General features: G+C 46.4%; 17 protein-coding genes. 6 read left to right on the top strand and 11 right to left on the bottom strand.

Going from position 1 to position 22,202, the window contains the following annotated elements; all coding sequences use genetic code 11:
• Positions 1–134 precede the first annotated feature (134 nt).
• From thiO to V144x_RS18135, 3 genes are all read left to right on the top strand, one after another.
• On the top strand, positions 135–1,241 hold the full coding sequence (gene thiO / locus V144x_RS18145) for a glycine oxidase ThiO (protein WP_144986804.1): 1,107 nt from the start codon (positions 135–137) through the stop codon (positions 1,239–1,241).
• A 38-nt stretch (positions 1,242–1,279) separates the two neighbouring features.
• Positions 1,280–1,729: a D-aminoacyl-tRNA deacylase gene (gene dtd / locus V144x_RS18140; RefSeq protein ID WP_144986802.1), complete on the top strand. Its 450-nt coding sequence runs from the start codon at positions 1,280–1,282 to the stop codon at positions 1,727–1,729.
• 528 nt (positions 1,730–2,257) lie between these two features.
• Positions 2,258–3,472, top strand: a complete 1,215-nt coding sequence (locus V144x_RS18135; RefSeq protein ID WP_144986800.1) for a CvpA family protein — start codon at positions 2,258–2,260, stop codon at positions 3,470–3,472.
• Positions 3,473–3,725: 253 nt separating this feature from the next.
• Here the strand turns inward: V144x_RS18135 and V144x_RS18130 are convergent, their stop codons facing one another.
• The 8 genes from V144x_RS18130 to V144x_RS18095 form a co-directional block, all read right to left on the bottom strand.
• Positions 3,726–4,697 (bottom strand): acetyl-CoA carboxylase carboxyltransferase subunit alpha, encoded by a 972-nt coding sequence (locus V144x_RS18130; RefSeq protein WP_144986798.1) that lies wholly within the window; start codon positions 4,695–4,697, stop codon positions 3,726–3,728.
• Between the two features lie 94 nt (positions 4,698–4,791).
• Positions 4,792–6,300 carry a serine/threonine protein kinase gene (locus V144x_RS18125; RefSeq protein WP_197998499.1) on the bottom strand — a complete coding sequence of 503 codons (1,509 nt, stop codon included), beginning with the start codon at positions 6,298–6,300 and terminating at the stop codon, positions 4,792–4,794.
• A gap of 194 nt (positions 6,301–6,494) precedes the next feature.
• The gene (locus V144x_RS18120; RefSeq protein ID WP_144986794.1) at positions 6,495–7,622 is read right to left on the bottom strand and encodes an efflux RND transporter periplasmic adaptor subunit; all 1,128 of its coding nucleotides are present in this window, start codon (positions 7,620–7,622) and stop codon (positions 6,495–6,497) included.
• Positions 7,623–7,777: 155 nt separating this feature from the next.
• Positions 7,778–8,509: a YiiX/YebB-like N1pC/P60 family cysteine hydrolase gene (locus V144x_RS18115; protein WP_144986792.1), complete on the bottom strand. Its 732-nt coding sequence runs from the start codon at positions 8,507–8,509 to the stop codon at positions 7,778–7,780.
• Positions 8,510–8,734: 225 nt separating this feature from the next.
• Positions 8,735–9,847: a methyltransferase gene (locus tag V144x_RS18110; protein ID WP_144986790.1), complete on the bottom strand. Its 1,113-nt coding sequence runs from the start codon at positions 9,845–9,847 to the stop codon at positions 8,735–8,737.
• A gap of 96 nt (positions 9,848–9,943) precedes the next feature.
• Positions 9,944–11,194, bottom strand: a complete 1,251-nt coding sequence (locus tag V144x_RS18105) for a class I SAM-dependent rRNA methyltransferase (RefSeq protein ID WP_144986788.1) — start codon at positions 11,192–11,194, stop codon at positions 9,944–9,946.
• A gap of 143 nt (positions 11,195–11,337) precedes the next feature.
• Positions 11,338–11,811 (bottom strand): response regulator, encoded by a 474-nt coding sequence (locus tag V144x_RS18100; RefSeq protein WP_144986786.1) that lies wholly within the window; start codon positions 11,809–11,811, stop codon positions 11,338–11,340.
• Between the two features lie 178 nt (positions 11,812–11,989).
• Positions 11,990–12,640 (bottom strand): glutaredoxin family protein, encoded by a 651-nt coding sequence (locus V144x_RS18095; RefSeq protein WP_144986784.1) that lies wholly within the window; start codon positions 12,638–12,640, stop codon positions 11,990–11,992.
• 374 nt (positions 12,641–13,014) lie between these two features.
• On the opposite strand from V144x_RS18095, the gene V144x_RS18090 reads away from it, so the two are divergent.
• Positions 13,015–15,837 (top strand): serine/threonine protein kinase, encoded by a 2,823-nt coding sequence (locus V144x_RS18090; protein ID WP_144986782.1) that lies wholly within the window; start codon positions 13,015–13,017, stop codon positions 15,835–15,837.
• A gap of 11 nt (positions 15,838–15,848) precedes the next feature.
• On the opposite strand, the gene V144x_RS18085 is transcribed toward V144x_RS18090, so the two are convergent.
• The gene (locus V144x_RS18085; protein WP_144986780.1) at positions 15,849–16,943 is read right to left on the bottom strand and encodes a serine hydrolase domain-containing protein; all 1,095 of its coding nucleotides are present in this window, start codon (positions 16,941–16,943) and stop codon (positions 15,849–15,851) included.
• 254 nt (positions 16,944–17,197) lie between these two features.
• Between V144x_RS18085 and V144x_RS18080 the strand changes: the two genes are divergently transcribed.
• Both V144x_RS18080 and V144x_RS18075 read left to right on the top strand, forming a co-directional pair.
• Positions 17,198–18,316, top strand: a complete 1,119-nt coding sequence (locus tag V144x_RS18080; RefSeq protein ID WP_144986778.1) for a mandelate racemase/muconate lactonizing enzyme family protein — start codon at positions 17,198–17,200, stop codon at positions 18,314–18,316.
• A gap of 64 nt (positions 18,317–18,380) precedes the next feature.
• On the top strand, positions 18,381–19,133 hold the full coding sequence (locus tag V144x_RS18075) for an SDR family NAD(P)-dependent oxidoreductase (protein WP_144986776.1): 753 nt from the start codon (positions 18,381–18,383) through the stop codon (positions 19,131–19,133).
• 9 nt (positions 19,134–19,142) lie between these two features.
• Here V144x_RS18075 and V144x_RS18070 read toward each other — a convergent pair whose 3' ends face one another.
• Together V144x_RS18070 and V144x_RS18065 are read right to left on the bottom strand one after the other, a co-directional pair.
• Positions 19,143–20,306, bottom strand: a complete 1,164-nt coding sequence (locus tag V144x_RS18070; RefSeq protein ID WP_144986774.1) for an FG-GAP repeat domain-containing protein — start codon at positions 20,304–20,306, stop codon at positions 19,143–19,145.
• A gap of 164 nt (positions 20,307–20,470) precedes the next feature.
• Positions 20,471–21,910 carry a DUF1501 domain-containing protein gene (locus tag V144x_RS18065; RefSeq protein WP_144986773.1) on the bottom strand — a complete coding sequence of 480 codons (1,440 nt, stop codon included), beginning with the start codon at positions 21,908–21,910 and terminating at the stop codon, positions 20,471–20,473.
• Positions 21,911–22,202 lie beyond the last annotated feature (292 nt).

Genomic DNA, 22,202 nt, shown 5'->3' with positions numbered 1-22,202 from the left:
GCACTTACGAGAGAAGGGGTTTAGTTTCTTGATATTAGAGTTCTGCTCGACCCTTTGATTCTGTAAGCAGTCCGCTATAATCAATCGCCTTGAGTTCTCCGAGTTTTTGAGTGATACCAGGGCACATAATTCTTATGATGGATGTGAATATTGTTGGCGGTGGGGTGATTGGCCTTTCTGTCGCTTATGAATTAGCAAATCAAGGTCTGTCTGTTGCCATCTTTGACCGTCAGCAACTGGGAAAAGAAGCATCTTGGGCAGGGGCGGGTATGTTGCCTCCTGCGGATCTCAAGTCGGCGATGACTCCCGGTATTCAACTGCGTGCCGCCAGTAAGCTGTTATGGTCCGAATGGTCGAGCCGGTTGAAAGAGGAATCGGGCATCGACAACGGTTTCATCAATTGCGGTGGTTTGCAGATTTCATTTGGTGATGAGAGTGCCGCGTGGGATGACTTCACTTCAGAATGGCGCGACTCAGGTGCGTTGATTGAAGAATTCGATCAAATGATGTTACAGGAGCGCGCATCGTTTTTAAGCGAGCAGGTGAAGAAAGCATTTTATCTTCCTGAGATGAGCCAGGTTCGAAATCCCCGACACTTAAAGGCGCTGCTCCTGGCTTGTGCAAATCAAGGAGTTCAACTCAATTCCGGAATGCCGATCATCGGTTTTGAAATGAGTGATTCTAAAATCACAGGCGTCCGAACTTCATCAGAAATTCATCGTGCAGAGAAAACTGTGATTGCAGGGGGCGCCTGGTCTTCTGAAGTTCTTGGTAAACTTGGAATCAATTGCGAACTGGTTCCTGTCCAGGGACAGATTGTTTTGCTGTCGGTGAATCGCCTACCGTTTCGTAATGTGATCGAATGTGGTAGTCAATATCTGGTGCCTCGTAGTGATGGAAAAATTCTGATCGGCTCGACGGAAAGCAATGTCGGCTTTAATAAAGACAATACCGCCGAAGGCGTTGGCGGTTTGATTCAATTTGCGCAGTCTGTTGTTCCATCTTTGAAAGAGGCAACTTTCGAACGTGCCTGGGCTGGTTTACGACCCAAGTCTGTTGATGGGCTACCATATCTCGGATTTGTTGAAGGCTACGATAATCTGTTAATGGCTGCCGGGCATTATCGCGATGGATTACAACTTTCACCGATTACCGCCAGGCTGATCAGACAATTGATTTGTAAACAGGAACTTGATCTTCCGCTCGAACCCTTTTCCTGTTCACGTGGGATGAAAGTCTGAGTGATGATCAGGAAAACGAACCAATCAGGAGAGGCAAATTGAGAGCCGTTGTTCAGAGGGTTTCCCGCGCGAGTGTGACCGTGAATAATGAGATCACGGGGCAAATCGAACAGGGCTTTTTGGTTTTACTCGGAGTCGAACAGGATGATACACAGGATGATGTGATTTACCTGGCACAGAAAACTGTGGGACTCCGTGTCTTTGAAGATGATGCCGGGAAAATGAATCTGGCATTATCTGATGTTAACGCGAAAATGCTGGTCGTGAGCCAATTTACTTTACTGGGTGATTGTCGCAAAGGACGTCGCCCCAGTTTTGTGAATGCCGCCCGTCCCGAACAGGCAGATGAGCTATATCAAAGTTTTGTCGCAGAAGTGAAAGGCCATGGAATTGAAGTTGCCACAGGACGTTTTCAAGAACACATGGATGTGGAACTGGTCAATGATGGGCCAATCACCCTGCTGTTAGATAGCAAGAAACAGTTTTAATCAATTGATACTAAAAAATCATTGACGGAATAGACTGGCATGAATCCCTATCAAAGAGTTCTTGCATTCGTATGCAGTATATGTGCTGTGGTATTGATTTGTGGAATTCCAGGGCATTTGATGTATTATCTTGACACAGTTTTAGAGTGGGAGCGGACCGATGGGATCTTTGAAACAGGGCCAGTTGGAAACCCTTTCTTGGGCATAGTTTTCATCCTTATCATATTTATGCCTCTGATCGTAGGGTTGGTTTATTGTTTAACTAGACTTGCGATCTTTTATTTCGAGCGTTATCTAGATGCAGAAGACGATAAAAAATAACAGATAAAACCGGTCTGTCATTTTTTCAAAAGAGGGTTTGTCTTTTCTTTGATTCCTGAAATACAGGGCAAAATTTGGTCTTTGCGCTGACCGTGATTTTTACCTATAATCCCCTTCCCTTGATTTTAAAAAAATCGGGGGAGTATTAGCAGGGGAGGAGCGTCCGCCCATAGATTACGGAAGATCCAAATTAGACAGGATGTCGAAATGTGGTTTGATTTACTGATTGCTGGAATTCTGCTTTACGCCATCTGGAAGGGGGCTTCCAAAGGAGTGGTCTGGCAATTGGCAGCGATTGCTGCTTTGGTTCTTTGTTTTGCTTTTGCAGAATCGCTTTCTTTACAATTGGCTCCCATGATTAATGTGAAACCGCCATTGAATCGCTGGATCGCGATGTTAGTGATCTATATTGTATTCTCATTTATTTCGTTTACAGTGGCGCGAAGTTTAAAATCAACTCTTGATGCATTAAAGTTCCAGGAGTTTGATCGTCATCTGGGAGCGCTTTTGGGTCTAGCAAAAGGCATCATCTTCTCATTGTTTCTGACTTTTTTCGTAATCACGATTTCCGAATCAGCCCGTGCCACTGTTTTGACTTCTCACAGTGGTTATGCAGCTGCGGTTATCTTAGACGAGCTGGCTCCTGTCATGCCGGCAGGGTTTCATGATGTTCTTGATTCGTATCTGGCCGAATTAAATCATCCCGACGTTCCCGTTCGTGACCGTAATCCCGATGAAGAACTGTTCGGCGACGATCGTAAGCATCAGGGCGAACAAAACCCGTTTCCACCTGGTTCAAACGATCTTCCTAATCCGTTCTTTCGCGGATCGGAAGGAGATGGCTCTAAAGTTCGAACTACGAATCAGGAACCCTCATTAAAAGAGATTCTCAAGAGCATTCCCGTCTATTTACGCGAAGAGCTGGAAGATAAGATCATTGAAGCCTTCAATTCAACTGCCCCTGAGGACCGTGAGGAGTTTGCCAGGCAGCTCACGTCCCGGATCCCCGGTGTGTTGAGAGGGGTTGCTGAAAACTGGCAAAATGGCCAACCAGATGAATCAACCACATCAGGTAGCCCTTTGTTTGACGCAAATAGAAATCAAGAAGAGAAATTGGCTCCTGAGCGGGCAGTGTTATTGCGGGATATTGCTGCGATCTATTCTGACTATCCTGAGGCACAGAATTCACTCATCGAGGAGTTTGAAGAAAGCCTCTCAGGCTTGCCAGATCAGGTCGTAATGGCAGTCTTAAGAGACTGGCGAGCAGATGTGCTATTGACTGGGGGAGACCCCGATTCCAAGACAGATGTAACCACGCCTTTAGACGTGCGAGTTTTGCGTCAATTAGAGCTACAGCAGGTCTCACTGGATTCACTTAGTTCAACACTGCAGAGCCGGTTAAAAAACATTCAAAGACGCTAGAAATCAGTGTCTTAAAAGTGGTTGTATCAGACTGAAAAAGGGCAACACAAAACAGGCAAATCAAGTTGCATACAGGGACCTAGGGAGCAACAGAGAGAAGATTTGAAAACCCTATAAAAATAGGCCTTTTTGAAAATTGAATTTAACATAACGGACATTATCGGACGTTCGTGGTAGGATGCTATTTCTAGTATTGAGGTGTGAAGTCACTGTTTCTTGCAGGCTAGTGAGTATGCTCGAAACCGGAGTGGTATTACTCGGTTTCCCCTGTTTCGTTGAACATGCCGATCTTACGAAATTTCTCGTACCGGAGATCGACTAATTGGTCGCTGGGTAGCTCCTTCAACTCCTTCAGATTGGCTGCTAATGAAACCTTCAAAGCAGTTGCCATTTGACGATGATCGCGATGTGCTCCCCCCAGTGGTTCCGGGATCACTTCATCGATGACTCCCATTTCCAACAAGTTCTGACTGGTGAACTTCAATGCGTTGGCGGCTTCCTTGGCGAATTTGACATCTTTCCACAAGATACCTGCACAACCTTCAGCAGTAATCACGGAGTAATACGCGTATTGCAAGACAGCAATACGATCTCCGATGCCGATCCCCAATGCACCTCCAGAGCCACCTTCGCCAATCACAACACAGATGATGGGGGTTTTCAGAAGCGACATTTCTCTGAGATTGACTGCGATGTTGTAGGCTTGTCCGTGTTCTTCCGCTTTGATACCCGGATACGCGCCCGGAGTATCGATCAGGCAGATGATGGGAATGCCAAACTTTTCCGCCATCTTCATTTTGGAAAGCGCCTTACGATAGCCTTCCGGATGAGCACAGCCATAAAAGCATTCGGTACGTTCTTTTAAAGTGCGACCTTTTTGTTGACCGACGAACATGACTTTTTGCCCGTCGAGTTTGGCAAAACCGGTCAGGATAGCGCGGTCATCGCCCATGGCTCTATCGCCGTGTAATTCTACGAATTCATCAAAGACTAATTCGAGGTAATCCAGAGTTTGGGGGCGCTCAGGATGGCGGGCAACTTTGCAGGTATCCCAAGCATCGAGATTCGCGAAGATCTCGCGTTTCATGCGTGTGATTTCCAGACGCATATTGCGGATGGCATCTTTGGTGTTGGGGGTAGGATCCGGTTCCTGTTCGATTTTTTTGAGCTGTTCTTCCAGATCGTAAATGGGACGTTCGAATGGAAGCTGATTAATGACAGACATGTTTTGCTAGGCCACGTATAAAAAAAGAATGTGTTTATGTAAAGATGCTAGGTATTTTGCAAGTTGCAAGTGATTAATGCAAGATTTTATATTTTTAGATCACGTCTGGCAATTCATCCATAAAAGGAAGATCGTCATCGTTCTTGGTTTTTTTCTTGCTCTCGGCGGTCTCCTGAGGTTGCTGAGCCGGTGGTTGTTGCGCTGCCGGGGGTTGCTGTGGTTGCGGCTGCGGTGCCTGCTGTGTTGGTGCCGGCGCGACAGGAGCCTGCTGTGGTGGCATGCCAGGTTGTGGTGGTTGAAGTTGAGGATAGGGTTGTTGTGGTTGCTGCGGATAACCTGGTGGAGGATAAGCTCCAGGAGGCAGAGGTTGTCCTTGTTGCTGTGGTGGGTGCATCACAGGTTGCCCTGGCATTGGTTGTCCCGGCATGGGTTGCGGCGGCATCTGATACCCGGGCATTGGTTGGGGTGGATACATTGGTTGCTGATACTGTGGCGGGTATCCACCCGGCATTGGCTGAGGTGGTGGCGGTTGTTGCTGGGGTTTCTTTTCTTTTTTGGGAGGTTCTGGCTTTTGTTTCGGCTTGGCGTTAGCTTTACGTTCGGCTATTAATTGCTCAGCCAGTTTGGGATCTTCTTTAACCAGTTCTGATAAGCGGGCATCCGCGCGACTGTCCAGTCGCTTTTCTTTCATCGATTCCTTTTCTTCTTTATCTGCTTGCGCTTTTTCCTGAGCGATGACTTCTGAAATTTCTGTTTTGAATAATTTCATATTCCTCATGGAAGAAACGATTTCATCCATCGATTGAAATCGGTCTGCAGGTTTCTTAGCCAGCATCTTCAGTACGAATTCATCAAATTCGGGTGAGACATTCGGATTAATGCTCGAAGGAGGTACAGGGCGTTCTGAAATATGTTTTAGAAGAACTTCTTTAGGATTTTCACCATGAAAGGGAGTTTTTCCAGTGAGGATTTCGAAAATCGTGATTCCCAGGCTATAAACGTCTGCTTCCGGACCGAGTGGGAGTTTCTTAATTGTTTCTGGTGCTATGTAAGAGCGTGTGCCCTGAACGGTTTTGGGTTTTCCAAACAGCTTACCAATCCCTTTGGCAACGGGTACGGCGAGGCCAAAATCGATGACTTTGACTTCCGAACTTTTACTGATCAGAATATTTTCCGGTTTGATATCTTTGTGTACCCAACCTTTTTCGTGCATGTGTCCGAGTGCCATCGCTGTTGATTCTATCAACTTCCGCAGACGTGTCTGGACTCCGAGTTGGTCAGAGGACATTTGAGAACGCAGATTGGGCGCGCGAAAATAATCCATCAGCAAATAAATATGCTTTTTGGATTTCACAAATTTATGAAGAAAGATCAGATTGGGATGATCCAGGGATCCAGCCACTTTTGCCTCGAGTTTCATCGTGGCAACGACTTCCGGTTTTTTCATAGGCTCTGGGAGGAGTCGTTTCATAGCAAAACTGGTCGTTCCGCCCTGTTCTTTTACTTCCCAGACTTGCGTAGTGGTGCCATCGGCAATGAGATTGACCAATTCATATTCATCGACGACATTTTCTGATTCTGTTGTTTCCGTTGTTTCTGCCATCGCGCAACCTCTAGCTTTTGAACGACTCAACGCACTGTTATTCGAGATCATTGCCATTGACTACAATGATCTATCATAAACTGAACTCGTTTTTTAGATGTGATGTGAATCTTATGAACTCAGATTATTGATCTGAAATATTTTCTCACAGCTTATAGTGTAACGAGGTCGAGCCCCTAACGGAACAATGGAATCTAAAAGCTGACCTTTTTTTCAGGTCGTTTTGACGGAGAACGTCCTGTCGTTTTTCCCTGGGTAGGCTCTGGCTTGCCGACTGTCAGTTTGGGTTGCACTGCGGTTCCATCCGGTAGAGGTTGTGATGTACTGACTATGATTTCATCATCTTTATTGAAAGCAGCTGAGACAAAGAGCCGTTCTGGGCCGATTTGACCCAGAATTTGGGGAGTCAGGTCTCTGATCACATTTTCACGAACAATCTGAATCGTTCGTTTTCCCTCAGGGGTGTTCTTGACGGAAATGGTGGGAATTTCCGCAATCGGATAGCGTGGAATCAATGCCACATTCACAGCTTGGCCTGGCCGAAACTGATTCCCATTATTATTCAAAATCACCACAGCCGAGGTGATGGAATTCCCGAGATCTCTAAGCTTTTCAAATTTTGGGGAGAGCGGAAGTATCTGATCAACGGTGGCTTGAGCTACCTGTTCTTCCACATTGAGATTAATGCTGGAACCTTTTTGTGCCTGTTCACGTTCCAATGGGATCTCAACTTGGAGTTTTGAGGTATCCCCCAATTCCAGAAGTGGTTCCCCTGCTCTGACGAAAGCACCAGGAGTGGCGAAGATTCGGAAGATCTCTCCTTGAAATGGCGCGCGGATATTGGTTTGCTCTAATCGAATGTTGGCGATTTTCAATTCTGCCTCGGCCAGTTCCACTTTGGCTTTGGCAATTGCCGTAGCTTTGCCTGTTGTATTTTTTTGTTCCTGTTTGGCCAATTCCAGGGCTGCTTCTGCGCGCGTGACTTCGGCTTTCGGGATACTAGAATCCAGACGAACTAAAACTGCTTTCGATGTTGGTTTCTCTCCCGATTTGACATCAACTGCATGCACAACTCCATCGATCGGCGAAGATATTATGAGTGAACGTACCGGTTTTAAATTCAACGGAACATAATAATCACGAGGATGTCTGAGTGAGATTGCTTCGCGCTCAATTGAAACAGTCTGTGGCTCCTTAGTATCTTTCTGTGCAGAGGTCGGAGTGACTGATAGCAGAATCGCTACAATCAGGGAATAGCAGAGGCACTGTTTAATACAAGACACAAACAAGACTGCTTGTTTATCACGGAGGAGCTTCAACATAATCGCGCTTTCGTCTACGAAATAAGTCACACATGAGCAAAAGTTTCTTCGTAGATTTTCGCTAACAATCCCTGCACTTTCAAGCAGTGTTTACCGATCTTTCCCTGATTTCGAAGAAGATGTTGTAAACTTTCTGCAAGCAGAGCTACAGATTCTTATTGGCAGAAGACCCATCCCCGCAGTTTAATACAGCAGGCAGAAGTACAGTTTTTGGTATCAATCCAGAGTTGATGGCACCAGCTACTCGATTTTTCTGACACGCGCGGTGGTCTTTTCAACTCGAAAGTGATCGAAGGAGTATAGCGATCCGATTTAACGATCCCCGTGACTAAAGAAGCCGGAGAGACTTTGGCGGGGGCGTTCGCTTTCATCAAATTGCAAGCAGATAATGCATCTATGGCGTATTCCGCACAATGGATTCCCTTAGCTCTGCTTCCGGTCAAGTGATGTTTGATTGAATAAGGCGTTCCCAATTTTTGATCCAGATAATGTTCATATTCAGCTGTCATGGACGGATTGAATTTTGTTTTTGGTTGAAAGATATGAATCGTAGCAGGACGCTGAGTATTCAAATAATTTTTCAGCGTCAGGCAGCGGGCTCCTGTTCCGTTCATACTGTCGTAAACTAATGGTTCGCCATTTCGGATCACAACCATCGCGACATGTGTATAAGCACTTTTTGTGTAAATGCGAACTGCCAGACAGTCTCCTTTGCTGAATAGCAGAGTGCCTGTCTGAACGCGGGAAGAGAGTGAATCGGCCAGTTGGTCAAAAGTTGTAAAATTGGTTGTCATTTGTGGTTTTTCAGCCTGGGCAGGTGGCTGCTCATTTTCATGGGGAATTTGTGGCGCGAAAGCCAGGATCGTAATAGACAGGAATAATGACATAACAGTCTCCTTCTGAAAAGATCAAAACCGTGCTTGTTATGTTCAGATGCAATTGTGCGAGGAATTCTCGAATCTCAGTTAGTTAAATCGATTTTTCCCCATTCGTGATTCGTAGTTAACGAGTGATTCTTGAGAAAAGATTATAATAAAATCAGTGAAAATCAGAAAATGATGACACACTGAAACTGATTCTCATCTCAAAATTTGATTGGACGATGATTAATATTACAGATCTGAGGTAGCTTGAACTGGCTTTTTTGCGCTCAACATGAAGTGATGTGTAGAGCCGTCGATTGCAACATCGGTGAATAGATCAAGCAAACGATTGGCGTACCATTGATATTGTTTGGTAGAAAACTGTAACAGCCCTCCTGGCTTCAAGGCACGCAGACTCATCTGTAAGAAGGCCTCTCCCTGATCTTCACTTGTGAAATAGGATTTACACGCGAGAACATAATCGTAGGTTTCTGGAACGATCCCCTCTCCTTCTTTGTGTAATTCCACACGAAGGTTAGACAAATGATTCCTGGCTATCCCCTGCTCTGTGCATTTCACCGCGCGTGCATTACTGTCAATGGCGTGAACGGTTGCGGTTTCATGACGAGCTGCTGCAACAAACGCAACAATGCCAGAACCACAATTAACGTTTAAGATAGTTGTCTTATCAGAAAGTTCCATGAGGTTAGTCAAAGCACGCGCACTTTGATTGGGGCGACGGTGGCTGAAGACACCAGGTTGCGTAAAAGCATGTAACAGGTGATCGCCATCTCGAATCACTGTTTCATCGAGAAAATCTTTTTTGTTGGAGAGCGATTTCTGTTTCTTGCCTTGATAGATGATTCCAAAGTCGGAAACGATTCTCGTCACTTTGCTGAACAGTGACTTCAGAAATTTATGGTAGTCGTAATCTTTGATGCGAGGCGATGCAATGGTCAGAATGCCTCCAATTTGCAGGCAGTGAAAGGCAGAGAATGTCAAATCTCGCACATACTCGTCGGAATACTGTTCCGAGAGCGGTAAAAGTGCCGCGTCATATTTGCTTTCAGGAAAATCGCTGTCGCAGAGCGCATTCCATTCAATAGAAAGCGGTTGTTCTTCCTGTAAGATACGACATTTTTGCTGAATGCGGTTACTAACCGTTTTATCAAAACTGAAACTGTCAACGCGGCTATCTGACTGAGCACGCTGCATTATTTGTGTTGTGAGTGGCTGCAAGTTCGATTGGAAGCAGAGAGTGTACTTAGCTTGCCAATCAGGTGCCAAGTAGTCCAGCAGCATCTGTTCCGGTGCTGGAGCTGTTTTTTTAGAACGTTGTTTTTTTTTAGATTTGCGTGACATAATGTTTCATTTTAGAACTCTTGTCAGTTCTGTAAGAAGTGTGAATGGCAGCCGAAGTCGCCAGTATTTCAAATCTTTTTCATTGGCTTTCGATGATTATAAAACACGACAGATCAAACATGTCAAGTAATGATTCTCGGGACAGCTGGGAGAGACAGGATGGTCAGCTGGTTGCCCACGCTGTTCCAGAATCTGGACATGTCGCCGTGTATGTTGTGAAACTGAAGACAGCATTTGCTGAAATTCTGACTGGCTGATCAGTCCCGAACAACTGCAAGTAACCAGAATGCCTCCTGGTTTCAGAACATCGAAGGCCAAACGGTTCAAGCTAAAGTATCCTTTCAGGGCTTGTTTGATTCCGCTACGGTGTCGCGCCATTTTGGGGGGATCCAGAATCACTGAATCGAATTGCTCTCCTTCTGCTTTTAACTGTTCCAGTACTTCGTATGCTTTTCCAGTCTGGAAACGAATACGATTGCCGACACCGTTCAGTTCTGCATTGGCTGTGGCCTGTTCGATGGCAGATGGTGAAGAATCGTAGGCGAGAACTGATTGTGCTTTGCCATGAATCACTGCATTCAAGGCGAAGCCTCCAGTGTAACAATGCATTTCCAGCAGGCGGTGTCCTTCCAGGTATCTAGCAACTGCCAGACGATTTTCGCGTTGATCAAGATAAAATCCAGTTTTTTGTCCCGTCACCATGCTCATGCCATAACGAACTCCATTCTCTTCGAGAAAGAAATGTTCGGGAGGTGCTTCGCCATCGAGAAGATGATCAGAGACTTCCAGACCTTCCGATTCACGCATCCCTTTTTCGGTACGTAACCAGATACCCCTGGGTTGAAATCTCTTTTTGAGAAACTGAATGACCAGTTCCTGTTTTTGTGAGAGTGCCAAACTGGAAAATTGAACCAGAAACCATTGGCCATAACGGTCGATGGTCAGTCCTGAGAGTTGATCTGCTTCACTAAAGACCAGTCGGCAACCAGTGTTTTCAAACTGATCCAACAAGCCGACTGTTTCGCGCAGTGCAACTGCCTGCTCCAGTCGATGTTCCCAAAAGTTGTCGTCCAGGACCTGTTCTTCTTCCCACACATACAGGCGGACTCGAATGTTACTATTAGGATTGAATAGGCCGCGAGCGATAAATTCTTTCTTATCTGATTGCAGGATCACCTCATCACCGGTTTGAGGAGCTCCCTCAATTCTCGAAATCGCTCCTGCAAAGACCCAGGGATGCCGACCAAAGAAAGGGAGTGCACGTCTTGGTTTGAGAGTCACACGTGGTGTTGAAACTGTTTCAGTAGTGACTGTCAAGTCGGACCCTACTGGGTTTGAATCAGTCATGAGAGATTTCTATTCAAAAAGCATCGGTAGAACTTTAGCGTCTATCGAAATGAAAAAGGGCGCTCACTAACGGAATTGACCGGAAATGAACAGGATTGATGATTACGTGCGCGGGTCTTGGTAAAGACAAACCACGTTGAGTATTATGATTCACTGGAAGTGGAATTAGGTGTGCGTTCCACTTCCGCAAGGTAAGCCAGCAATCGATCCCGCTCATTTGTCAAATGTCTGACACGCAATAGAGAACGGACGCGCGTGGTTAATTCAATTCGATTCACAGGCTTGGTTAAAAAATCATCACAACCAGCCTGCACCGATTTTTCAATATCTCCCATTTCATTCAATGCCGTGACGACCAGAACGGGAATATCTTTGGTCTCTTCATTTTGTTTCAGCTGTGCACAAACTTCATAGCCGCTTAGTTTGGGCATCATGATATCCAGTAAGATCAGATCAGGCTCAATTTCGGCGACCTTCTCAATTGTTTCTTTGCCGTCATATGCCATGAAGGTTTCATAACCTTCATCCAGCAGATATGCGTCTAATAGCTCGCAATTCTGATGATTATCATCAGCGATGAGTACTTTTGAATTCTTCAATGAGATTTCAGACGACATGATCTTTAACCTGTAGTATTTAATATAGAAGGAATCGCTGGCCCCTTGGGTCAGCCTGAAATGCCAACCCATGCTTCCTACATGCAATTTAACTGATTTAACGTAGAATCACAATAACCTGTAAACTGAATTTCCCGGTAGAGAATTGTTTTTCTGGCCGTGATTGTTTCTGGCAGATTTAAGCGCACCGGCAATTACTACCACATCCGCTCGATTTGAGCTGTGTTGGTTCTGGCTTACAGCCGCAGCCTTGTTTGTTACAGCCACAGCTTTTCTTCAAAAGTTCTCTGGCAGGTGATGCTACGATCAGACGACGAAGCAACACTTCATTGATGCGTCCGCGGAATCGGATTTTCCCGTCGATTAACACGACGGGGACACATGTGCCAAATTTTTCCACAAGTGCCGGATCACTATAGATATCAATCAATTCTGCTTGAGGTAGATAGGCGGCATAATCTTCCAGGATCTCGGTTGCTTCTTCGCAGAGGGGGCAGTTTTCTTTTGTGTATACTGTGAGTGTCTCAAAACGCTGTCCAGGCACTTCCGGGATCCAGTCTCTGGTTTGCTGGGGTTGGTACTTACGTTCTCCCTCTTTCATTTCCGAGCTGGAAATTTGTTTTAAAATAGCAATTCCGCCGAAGGACAAACAGAGTGCCAATAACTTCCACACGGTTGGATTCTGAAACCAGGAACGGGGCATGGTAAAGGGGAGCCAACTCGTACCTGTGAGAGAGAGAGCAAAAATACCTAAGCCCAGAAATAACAAGGTGTTCCCCAAAACAGAGAGTCCTTGTGGAAGTTCTTCTTTGCGTGCAGTCGTGCTCATATCTTGTTTCCTGGTTTCTACTCTTTTCTTGGACTTTTTAAGCGTATTCTGCCCGTCATCTCTAAACTATTAATCGAATTTCTACTCGAAATATTATAGTCAATTGCTGCGCTTTTTGAATCTCTTCCCAGTTTTATCCAATTTCGTTGTCATGATTCAGTTAAAATTAAGCCCTTTCCAGATAGTGTTCAAATTGTATATATCTTGCATCGATGGAAAAAATGCTTCTGTAAGCATTCCATTCATTAGATGTGATTCAGGAGATTCCTTAAACCAATACTGGTCAGGCATTAAAACGGATGCTAGAGTGTTATTATTACCTGGCTGAGTAAATAGAGATTCATCGAAGGACACGTTGAGCGAATTGGTAGAGAATGGCAGGAAAACTAACGGCCGAAGGTTTTTTAAACCTGGTAAAACAAAGCGGTCTGGTTTCGGTCGATCAGTTGAAAAAACTTCTTTCCGAATATCAGGAAAAAGGGGTCAAGCTGGGCGAACCTGCTGAGATCGCAGAGGAGCTGATTCGGCGTTCTTTGGTAACCAGATGGCAGGCTACCAAGTTACTACAGGGAAAGCATAAAGGATTTTTCCTTGGAAAATATCGCCTGCTGGATCTGGTTGGTAAAGGGGGCATGAGTTCGGTCTATTTGGCGGAACATGTACTGATGCGTCGCCGTTGTGCCATTAAAGTGCTCCCTTCCAAACGCGTTAATGACGCTTCTTACCTCGCCCGCTTTCATCGTGAAGCACAGGCCGTCGCACTCTTGGATCACCCAAATATCGTGCGTGCTTATGATGTAGACCATGAGATGGAAAATGATGCAGAGATTCATTTTCTGGTGATGGAATATGTCGATGGTCGGGATTTACATGAGATCGTGAATAAGAATGGACCTCTCGACTTTCGAGATGCTGTGAATTATATCCGACAGGCAGCCAATGGTTTGGCTCACGCTCATGAAGCAGATATGGTACACCGGGACGTCAAACCTGGAAATTTGCTGGTTGATTCTAAAGGGGTCGTCAAGATTCTTGACTTGGGGTTAGCTCGTTTTTTTAACGAAGGTGAAGACAAGTCACTGACAATCGCGCATGATGAGAAGGTATTGGGGACGGCTGACTATCTCGCGCCCGAGCAGGCCATTGACAGTCATATGGTAGATTCCCGCGCCGACATCTATAGCCTGGGTTGTACTTTATCGTTTTTGTTGACAGGTCATCCCCCCTTCACCGAAGGTACGCTCGCGCAGCGATTGATGGCGCATCAAACGAAAGAGCCACCACCTATCACTGATGACCGACCCGATACTCCTGAAGATTTATTGTTGATCATTAATAAAATGATGGCAAAAGATCGCGAGGAGCGATACCAAACCGCAACTGAAACGGCGGAAGCCTTATATGAATGGTTGCAGAAAAATACAGACGATGTGTGGCGACAGAATAATGTGAGTAGTGGTGTCGGTTCCGGGGTTGGGTTAACTCAAAACAGTTCCGGAGCTCAAGAGCAACAGAAAAAAGATCCCGAGCTGGCTGCATTTCTCTCAAATTTGAAGGATGAACCAGTCGTCCCCCAGGCAAGTGATTCCGGAAATTTGAAAAAGGCTAAGAGCAGTCCTCAGCTCAAGCAGACAAAAAAGCCTTCTTCCGACGTTCGAGATTCCTCCGTTGTAAAAGAAGATAAAATCGGTGCCGGATCAACGCGCATTTCTAGTGTTGCAGAAACAAAGCCCGGAAGTGGTGCAAAAGCGGTTGCACCGGCAGTTGCCGCTAAGGCTAAGCCGGTGGCAAAGCCGGTCAAGAAACCTGCGAAGCGACCTATCAAAAAAGCAATTCCTGTTGCTGAAGCGTTGCCTGGTGATTCGGTCGTTATGGAAGCCGAGCCAGATGAAGTTGAAGCGGAGTTAGTTGAGGAAGCGACGGCTTCCGATTCTTTTCTCGATGCGATTCCCGGCAGCGATCGTCGGTGGTTTCTCCCTGCAATCGCGGGAGGCGGAGTAGGATTGTTGTTGATAGTGGGAGTTGTGATGTATGCGTTGAAGGGGGAAGGTGACGAACCAAAGCCTGAAGACGCACAGACTGTCCAACCAGAACCAACACCAGACAAGCCTGCAGAACCGGAATCATTACCCGAAGAAATTAAAGTTGGGCCAGAGGAAGATTACAAATCGATTTCCGCCGTTCTCAAAGACATTCAGATTGTCTTTGAGAAAAATTTTGATGAGAGTGACAAGCATTACACGATCAAAGTCGCTGCCGGGCAGGAATTAAAAGAGCGGATCAGTATTGATAATTCCCTATTGAAATATCCAAAAGGAATTACGATTGTTGCCGACGAGGGAAAACCAGTGATATTGGCTCCTGAGGGGCCTGAACCAATCATTCAGCTACAGGGAATCGAAGGACTCACAATAGAAGGTTTTCTGATCAGAGCACAAGGCAAAAAAGTAGCCGTTCAATTAAATGATTACCTGGTCGGAACGCGATTGAAAAATTTGAAGATAAATGATTTTCAAACTACTGGTATTTTGGCGACGGGAGTGAGTGGACTTAGAGGTGAACCACTGCTTCTAGAAAACCTGAAAATCAAAGCGGGCAACCCACAAGCCGTTGGTGTCCATTTTACAGGCGATGCGAATAGTGAGATTGTTGTGTCCAATCTGCGTTGTTTAAATACGATGCAAACGGGCATTCAATATTCATCCACAGTGAAAGACACTCATATCAAAGAATCTATTTTCTCTGAGACTGCAACCGGGATACGTTTTGAGTCCTTGGGATATGATTTTATTAACTTGAAACTGACGAACAATACCTTTTTTATTGTGAACTCAGGGATTGTGATTACGGCGATGCCCGGACCCAATAGCGAAGCGATTCAGATTTCCCGTAATCTGTTTGCAACGCTTGAAGGCCCAGAAGCAACTGTCGAACAACAGAACGATCCCAAAGTCTGGGCAAAGATTTTAACAGCTCAGGAAAATTATTCTTCGCGAACAGCACCAAAACCTATTCCAGCAAACGAGCTGGATCTCTTCAAAAATAAAGGGAAGCGGGGAGATGCGAATTTAAGCAATTTCGTATCTACAACACCCAGCGATCAAAAGTTTCTCTCCCCTGCCCCGGATAATCCTGCTCGCAAAGTGGCCGGGACTCCCGGTGGAATGAAACCTTACGTAGGGGCTGTCGCACCGTAAAGTCTGTTTTGTCAAATCAACTTGAGGTCTTCGTAAATCGCCTCGTTGATTTCTTTTGCACGGCGCTGATGTTTGGGTTCACCCGGTCTGCCATTCGCAACGACGGCGACCACTAATTCTTTTTCCGGATCGGCAAAGGCGATCGAAGATTGTGAACCACCATGACCGAACGTTTCTTCCGAAGCATATTTACCGAACCCGTAAGGGACGGTGGCTTCGCCGTAACGATTTGAATTAATAATAAAACCGAGCCCATAATCGACAATGTGTTGCAGCGTTAAATCGAACTGGTCGATGCGATGCCGTGATGTCATTGTTTCAACAGTCTGAGGTTCAAACAACGGTAGACCCTGATTCAGCAGACATTCATAAAACCAGCCCAGTTCCCGAATCGGGCCTCGTGCATTCCCCCCCGGTGAAGGTTTCAAACAGCGCGGTGCTGTATGCCAGTCGGTCAGTTGCATCTCTCCTTTTTCTCGCTGATAGACATAGGCAATGTTGTCTTGAATCGTTTCAAAGATTTCAACAGGCATACCCAGCCAACTCTGTTTCATACCCAGAGGTTCCAAAATCAGATCCCGCATCAATTCAGGGTAAGGTTGTTCCATGATGCGTTGCAGGACTTCTCCTAAAATAAACCAACTGGATGAAACGTGATAACCGGCCGTTTTTCCGATTTGCCAGTTTTCTTCAAGTGGTGTAGTGGAGATGCGTTGGATTGTCTCTTCCCAATCCGATTCCGGCCAGCCCGTTTCGACCGGTCGAAAGCCGGCAGTGTGGTTAAGAATGTGTAGTAAGGTAATGGATTCTTTGCCGTGTGTGCCGAATTCAGGAATAAAACGTGTCACTCGATCGTCAAAGTTCAGTTTTCCCAGTTCCGCTAGTCGCGCAATGGCCATCGCTGTCAGCGGCTTTCCCGCCGAGAGCCAGAGATTGATCGTATCTGCCGTCATGGGAATGCCGGGGCGGGCCTCTCCTGCACCGGCGTCTGCAATGACTTCGCCCTGCAATGAGACATAAATCTGCATTCCAGTATGTAACTGGTTTTCAATACCGTTCAAAATTCGTTGAGAAGTCAATGGGAGACGATCTTCGAGAGACGACACGGACAATTCACTTTCGAATGAGTTAGGGAGAATTCAATCTGATCTTGGAGTTGCTTTTAGCGAAATCGAAACGTCAATTCAACCATTACCGACTTGCAGTATTCATTGGTTAATGGTTTCAAGTAATAATACAGGGAAATGTTTGCTCTTGATTCCTGTATGAAAACGGATTTGGTATCATTATTGACTTATTCGATAACAGGCTCAAGTTGATGAAACAATGACTGACAACTGGGAACACAAGCGAGACCATCATGAAGATTACCGCGATTAAAACCTACCCTGTTCGTATTCCTCTCAAGCCTGAACGCCGTATGATTTCGGCACTCGGCAAACACGATGTTTCCCAATATCTGGTATTGCGAGTGGAAACAGACGCCGGTATTGAGGGGGCCGGTGAAGCAACAGTCATCTCACGCTGGAGTGGTGAAACGGTCTGGGGGGCACAGGCCATTGTCGATCGCATCTTTACACCGTTATTGCTGGGACATGATCCGTGTGACATTGAAAACGTGAATTTAATTATGGATCGGATCGCACAGGGAAACTGGTTTGCCAAGTCCGCAATCGAAATGGCCTGCTGGGACATAAAAGGAAAAGAAGCAGGCCAACCGGTCTATGAGTTATTGGGAGGTGCTGCGCGGAGTCGTTCGATCAAGTGTCGCTTTTCAATGGGCGCGTATCCTTTGGAACGGGCAGAACGTAGAACAAAAGAACTTGTGGCTTCCGGATTTAGTACGATCAAAGTCAAAGTGGGTACGAATCCGGATGAAGATGTTGCTCGCGTCAAGCTGGTACGTGAGACAATGGGACCGGATTTGGAGTTAACCATCGACGCCAATGCCGGTTGGGATGCAACCACCGCGATTGCAGCAATGGAACGCATGGCTGACTGTAATGTGGCGCTATTTGAACAACCGACACCTCGGGGTGACTTTGCTGCACTCGCAGAAGTGCGACGTGCCATTCAACCAAAAATCATGGCTGATGACATTTGTTTTGATCTGGAAGATGCCAAAGAGTGTATTCGGAATGAAGCCTGCGATGTGATCAACGTCTATCCCGGTAAGAACGGGGGTATCAGTAAGACCGTCGCGATTGTGAAATACGCCGAGCAACACGGGATTCCCTGTAGTATCGGTTCCAATCTGGAACTTGATATCGCTTCCGCTGCGATGTGTCATTCGGTCGTTGGTTGTCCAAATATGAACATTGAACAATATCCGGGTGATATTCTCGGTCCTGAATATCATGAAATTTCTGTTGTTAAAAATCCGCTCCAGATCGAAGGTCCGGTCATCACGATTCCTGACTTGCCAGGACTGGGCATCGAAGTCGATTGGGGAATCGTCGAAGCGAATTTAAACACTTAGCGATTTCAGGCGGCTTATCAGAATTCTCTCTCAACTTAAATATAGAATAATTTAACAGAACAATTTGCTCATGAATGAAAAGTACGTTGCATTGATTACCGGGTCAGCCACGGGTGTAGGACGTGCCTGTGCCCTACGGTTTGCCGAAGAAGGCTTTGATATTGTGGTGAATTATTCCCGTAGCGAAGCAGAAGCCTTTGAAACAAAATCTCTGGTGGAGGCAGAAGGAGGGAACGTCTTACTCATTCAATGTGATGTGAGTGATGACGCAGCCGTGCAAGCGATGATTGGCGAAGTGGAATCTCAATGGGGACGGCTGGATGTGCTTGTAAATAATGCGGGTACGACTGAATTTATCGAACACAAGGATCTGGACGCAGTGACTGAGGAAATTTGGGACCGCATTCTGGGGGTGAATTTGAAAGGGCCGTTCTTTTGTGTTCGTGCAGCAGCACATTTATTGCGGATCAGTGATTTGGGATCGGTGGTGAATGTCAGCTCCACCGCAGGCATTGATGGTCGTGGTTCGAGTGTTGCCTATTGTGCAAGTAAAGGTGGTTTAAATACGATGACAAAATCACTGGCCCGTGCTCTCGGACCTGAGATTCGCGTGAACTCCGTTTGCCCCGGTCCGATTGACAGCCGCTGGCTGAAACGGGTAATGACCGACGAACAACTGGCCGAAGAGACGTCGGGTTATCCGATTCCCCGCCCTTCTCTACCTGATGACATTGCCGATACAGTGTTGTATCTTTCGCTGGGAACAACTCTGAGCACCGGACAGTTATTAGTCGTTGATGGTGGCAGGACGATGTAGAGTGTTGTCTTACTCAGATTGATTCCAGTAAATTTTCAAATTGTGTGAATTGCGACCGGCGGCAACAATATCGATTTTCCCATCGCCGTTCAGATCGCCCAGTCGAATGTCTTCGCAGGCCATCCCGTTTTCATCGATCCAGGCAGATTTCCAATTTTTGCCTGAGGCATCAGTAGACCAGTAGACCTTGATTCCCACTTTCTGATCTTTGTTGGGAGAACGCCAGCCAGCCACGATTTCCTGACGCCCGTTTCTTGAGAGATCTGCGGTGGCGATCGCATGGCCGGCTTTGATGTTTTCGTCAAGTACCTGTCGCCCTGAAATTTCAGTTGGTTTCGTTCCAGATTGATACAATACCAGTTTGTCGCCATGTAGTGGTTCAATGGTCGTGATGAATTGGCTGGAGGGGGTCAAACGTCCCATACGAATTTCGCCGCTGCCTTCGATGACAGGAAAACGTTCCTTTTTCCACTGTCCCTGGTCAAAGGAAATCAGCATTGCCCCTTCACGACCTGCATAGAGAATCTCTTCTGCTTCTGTATGGGGATTCCATTGAGCGGGGTCAAGATTGTGTGTGACATGTAACGTGTCTTCGATCACCGTTTGCTTCCATTTGTCTTTGGGATTTGTGGGCTTCTCATAAGCAATTAATTTCACACCGGCACCTTCCCCTTTTTTATTTCCTTTGCCATGCAGGGGAGAAACAACGAGTGCAAAACGATTTTTTCCCAGCTTGGCCCAACGCATGCGATGAACAACGGGTTGATTGGGAAGTTTGATGGGATTCCATAACTGCGTTCGATCTTTGGGTGGTTCGAGATAGAAAACCGCTCCCGAATTCAGTGTATCGCCGGGGTTCCACTGTCCGCCGCCTGCGATTTCGACTTTCCCGTCGCCGTCAATATCGCGAGCTGCGATGCAAACATTATCTCGTTCGGTCAAATTTTCGGCAATCACATGCCGTTTCCAGGTGGGATTCTGATACCAGACGAACTCTTTCTTATCTGCCAGAAGAATGTCTGGTTTTCCATCGCCGTCCACATCGCCAATGGCGGTGCCATAACCGATTTCAACCGTATCATCAATGGTTTGCGGTTTGAATTTTGGTGCGTGGTTCGCAGCAAAACAAACGCTTGTTATAAACAGGCAGGCAATGAATGTAAGATGTTTCATCGGGGAAACCTTTTAGCGTCAGGAAAAAATCTGGTTGTTTGGGTCACTACTATGATTGGAGCCGATCTGATGTCGGATTGCAAGGAATTCACGAAATGGAGAGACAAACGATGAGAGGAATGCCAGTCCTCACAGCTGCAAGAGAGTGAATTCTACCAGCCTGCTCAACTAAATAACTGTTTGAGTGGTTCCCCATCTTCGTTGATTGGAACCGGGCGATTGAGCGCATCGGGTAACATTAAGCCCGGGTCAATGCCCATGGCCCAGTAGATGGTGGCGGCCAGATCTTCCGGACTGACAGGATGTTCGACCGGTTTGGAAGCAAGTCGGTCGGAGCGTCCATAGGTGGTACCTCCCTGAATGCCGGCACCGGCGATGAGAGCCGGGAAGAGTTGGCTCCAGTGACCGCGGCCCCAGGAATTGTTTGGTTTAGGAGTACGGCCCATTTCACCCATGGCGATGACGAGTGTTTCGTCCAGCATGCCTCGTTGATCCAGATCCGTTAATAACGCGGCAGCGCCTTGATCGAACGTAGGCAGTAAATGGTGCTGCACATCATCACTGTTACGGTGGGAGTCCCAGCTATAACCGTCTACACAATCATAGTGCACGGTGACAAAGCGAACGCCTGCTTCAACCAGTCTGCGCGCCATCAGGCAGGACTGACCAAAGAGATGACGTCCGTACTGATCACGGAGTGTTTCTGGTTCTTTTTGAATATTCAATGCATTGCGCGTACTGTCCGAAGTCAGAAGTGCCAAAGCACGTTGACGAAACTGGTCAAAGATCTGTGAATCGGCCTTGTCAAAATTTCGCTTCATATGGTCAAAGTGTTTTAGCAGCGCGATGCGGCGACGGATCGTTTTGAGAGGAACTTCTGGTGCAAGCCCTTCGATCTCATAACTTAATTCTTCATCAGTGCAGTCACGCCAGTAAGGATTGTCTGTTGAATCCCGTTGATCGACCGTCGTTGTCAGTGGATTATATGCACGTCCCAACCAACCCGCATATTCACCTGGTCGAAGGTAACGACCACCCGCCTGCAAACGTCCCAGACGATTGGGGACTACCGAGTAGTTCGGCAGATCACGTTCCAATCCTCCCGGTGTGTGTTGAGTCAAATATTCAACGACCGAACCCACCGAAGGCCAGTCTTTGGGAGTGGCATCAAATCCCGCGCCGATGGGAATGTGCCAACGTTTTCCGGTTTGGATGTAATGTCCGCCGCCACTGTGATCATTAAATGTATGAGTCATGCTGCGAATGACAGAATATTTATCAGAAACATTCGCCAGGTGTGGCAAATGTTCGCTGATGAGTAGCCCGGGGGTACGGCAGTCGATCGATTGAAACGGACCACGAATTTCGCTGGGAGCCTCCGGTTTGAGGTCAAATGTTTCGAGTTGACTGGGACCACCAAACAGAAACAGAAAGATGACTGATTTTGCACGTCCCCCTTGAAAGGGATCGGTTATCTGTTTTTGTTCTGCCTGTAAGACCTTAGGTAGACTGAGGCCAAGGAGCCCTGCACCGCCCGTTGTAAGAAGTTCCCGTCGTGTAATTCCATTACCGGTTCGGCTTGGATGATTCAGGATCGAGAACATGGTAATATCCTTTCGCTTGTTTTAGTTTAGCACGTGATATTAACTCGGTCTGATGCTGGGAAGGATAAATTAAGGATGGTTTGATTATTCTGCTGCACCATTCTAACAACTGATCGGTTGTCTGTCTCTATGATATGTAGATTTTTTTATATGTTTTTGCAAGACGTAAAAAAGTAGTACAGAGCTGTGGGTTTTGGTGAAATGATTAGGTAGAGTTGATATCAGCTCTCTGAAAAGTTGAATGATGAATCCAACCACCATCAAAATATGAGAGAGTTCTTACAGCGCGACT

The organism is Gimesia aquarii (assembly GCF_007748195.1).
GTDB lineage: Bacteria > Planctomycetota > Planctomycetia > Planctomycetales > Planctomycetaceae > Gimesia > Gimesia aquarii.
Note: the sequence above shows the minus strand (reverse complement) of the source record. Positions and strands in the feature narration are given on the sequence as shown.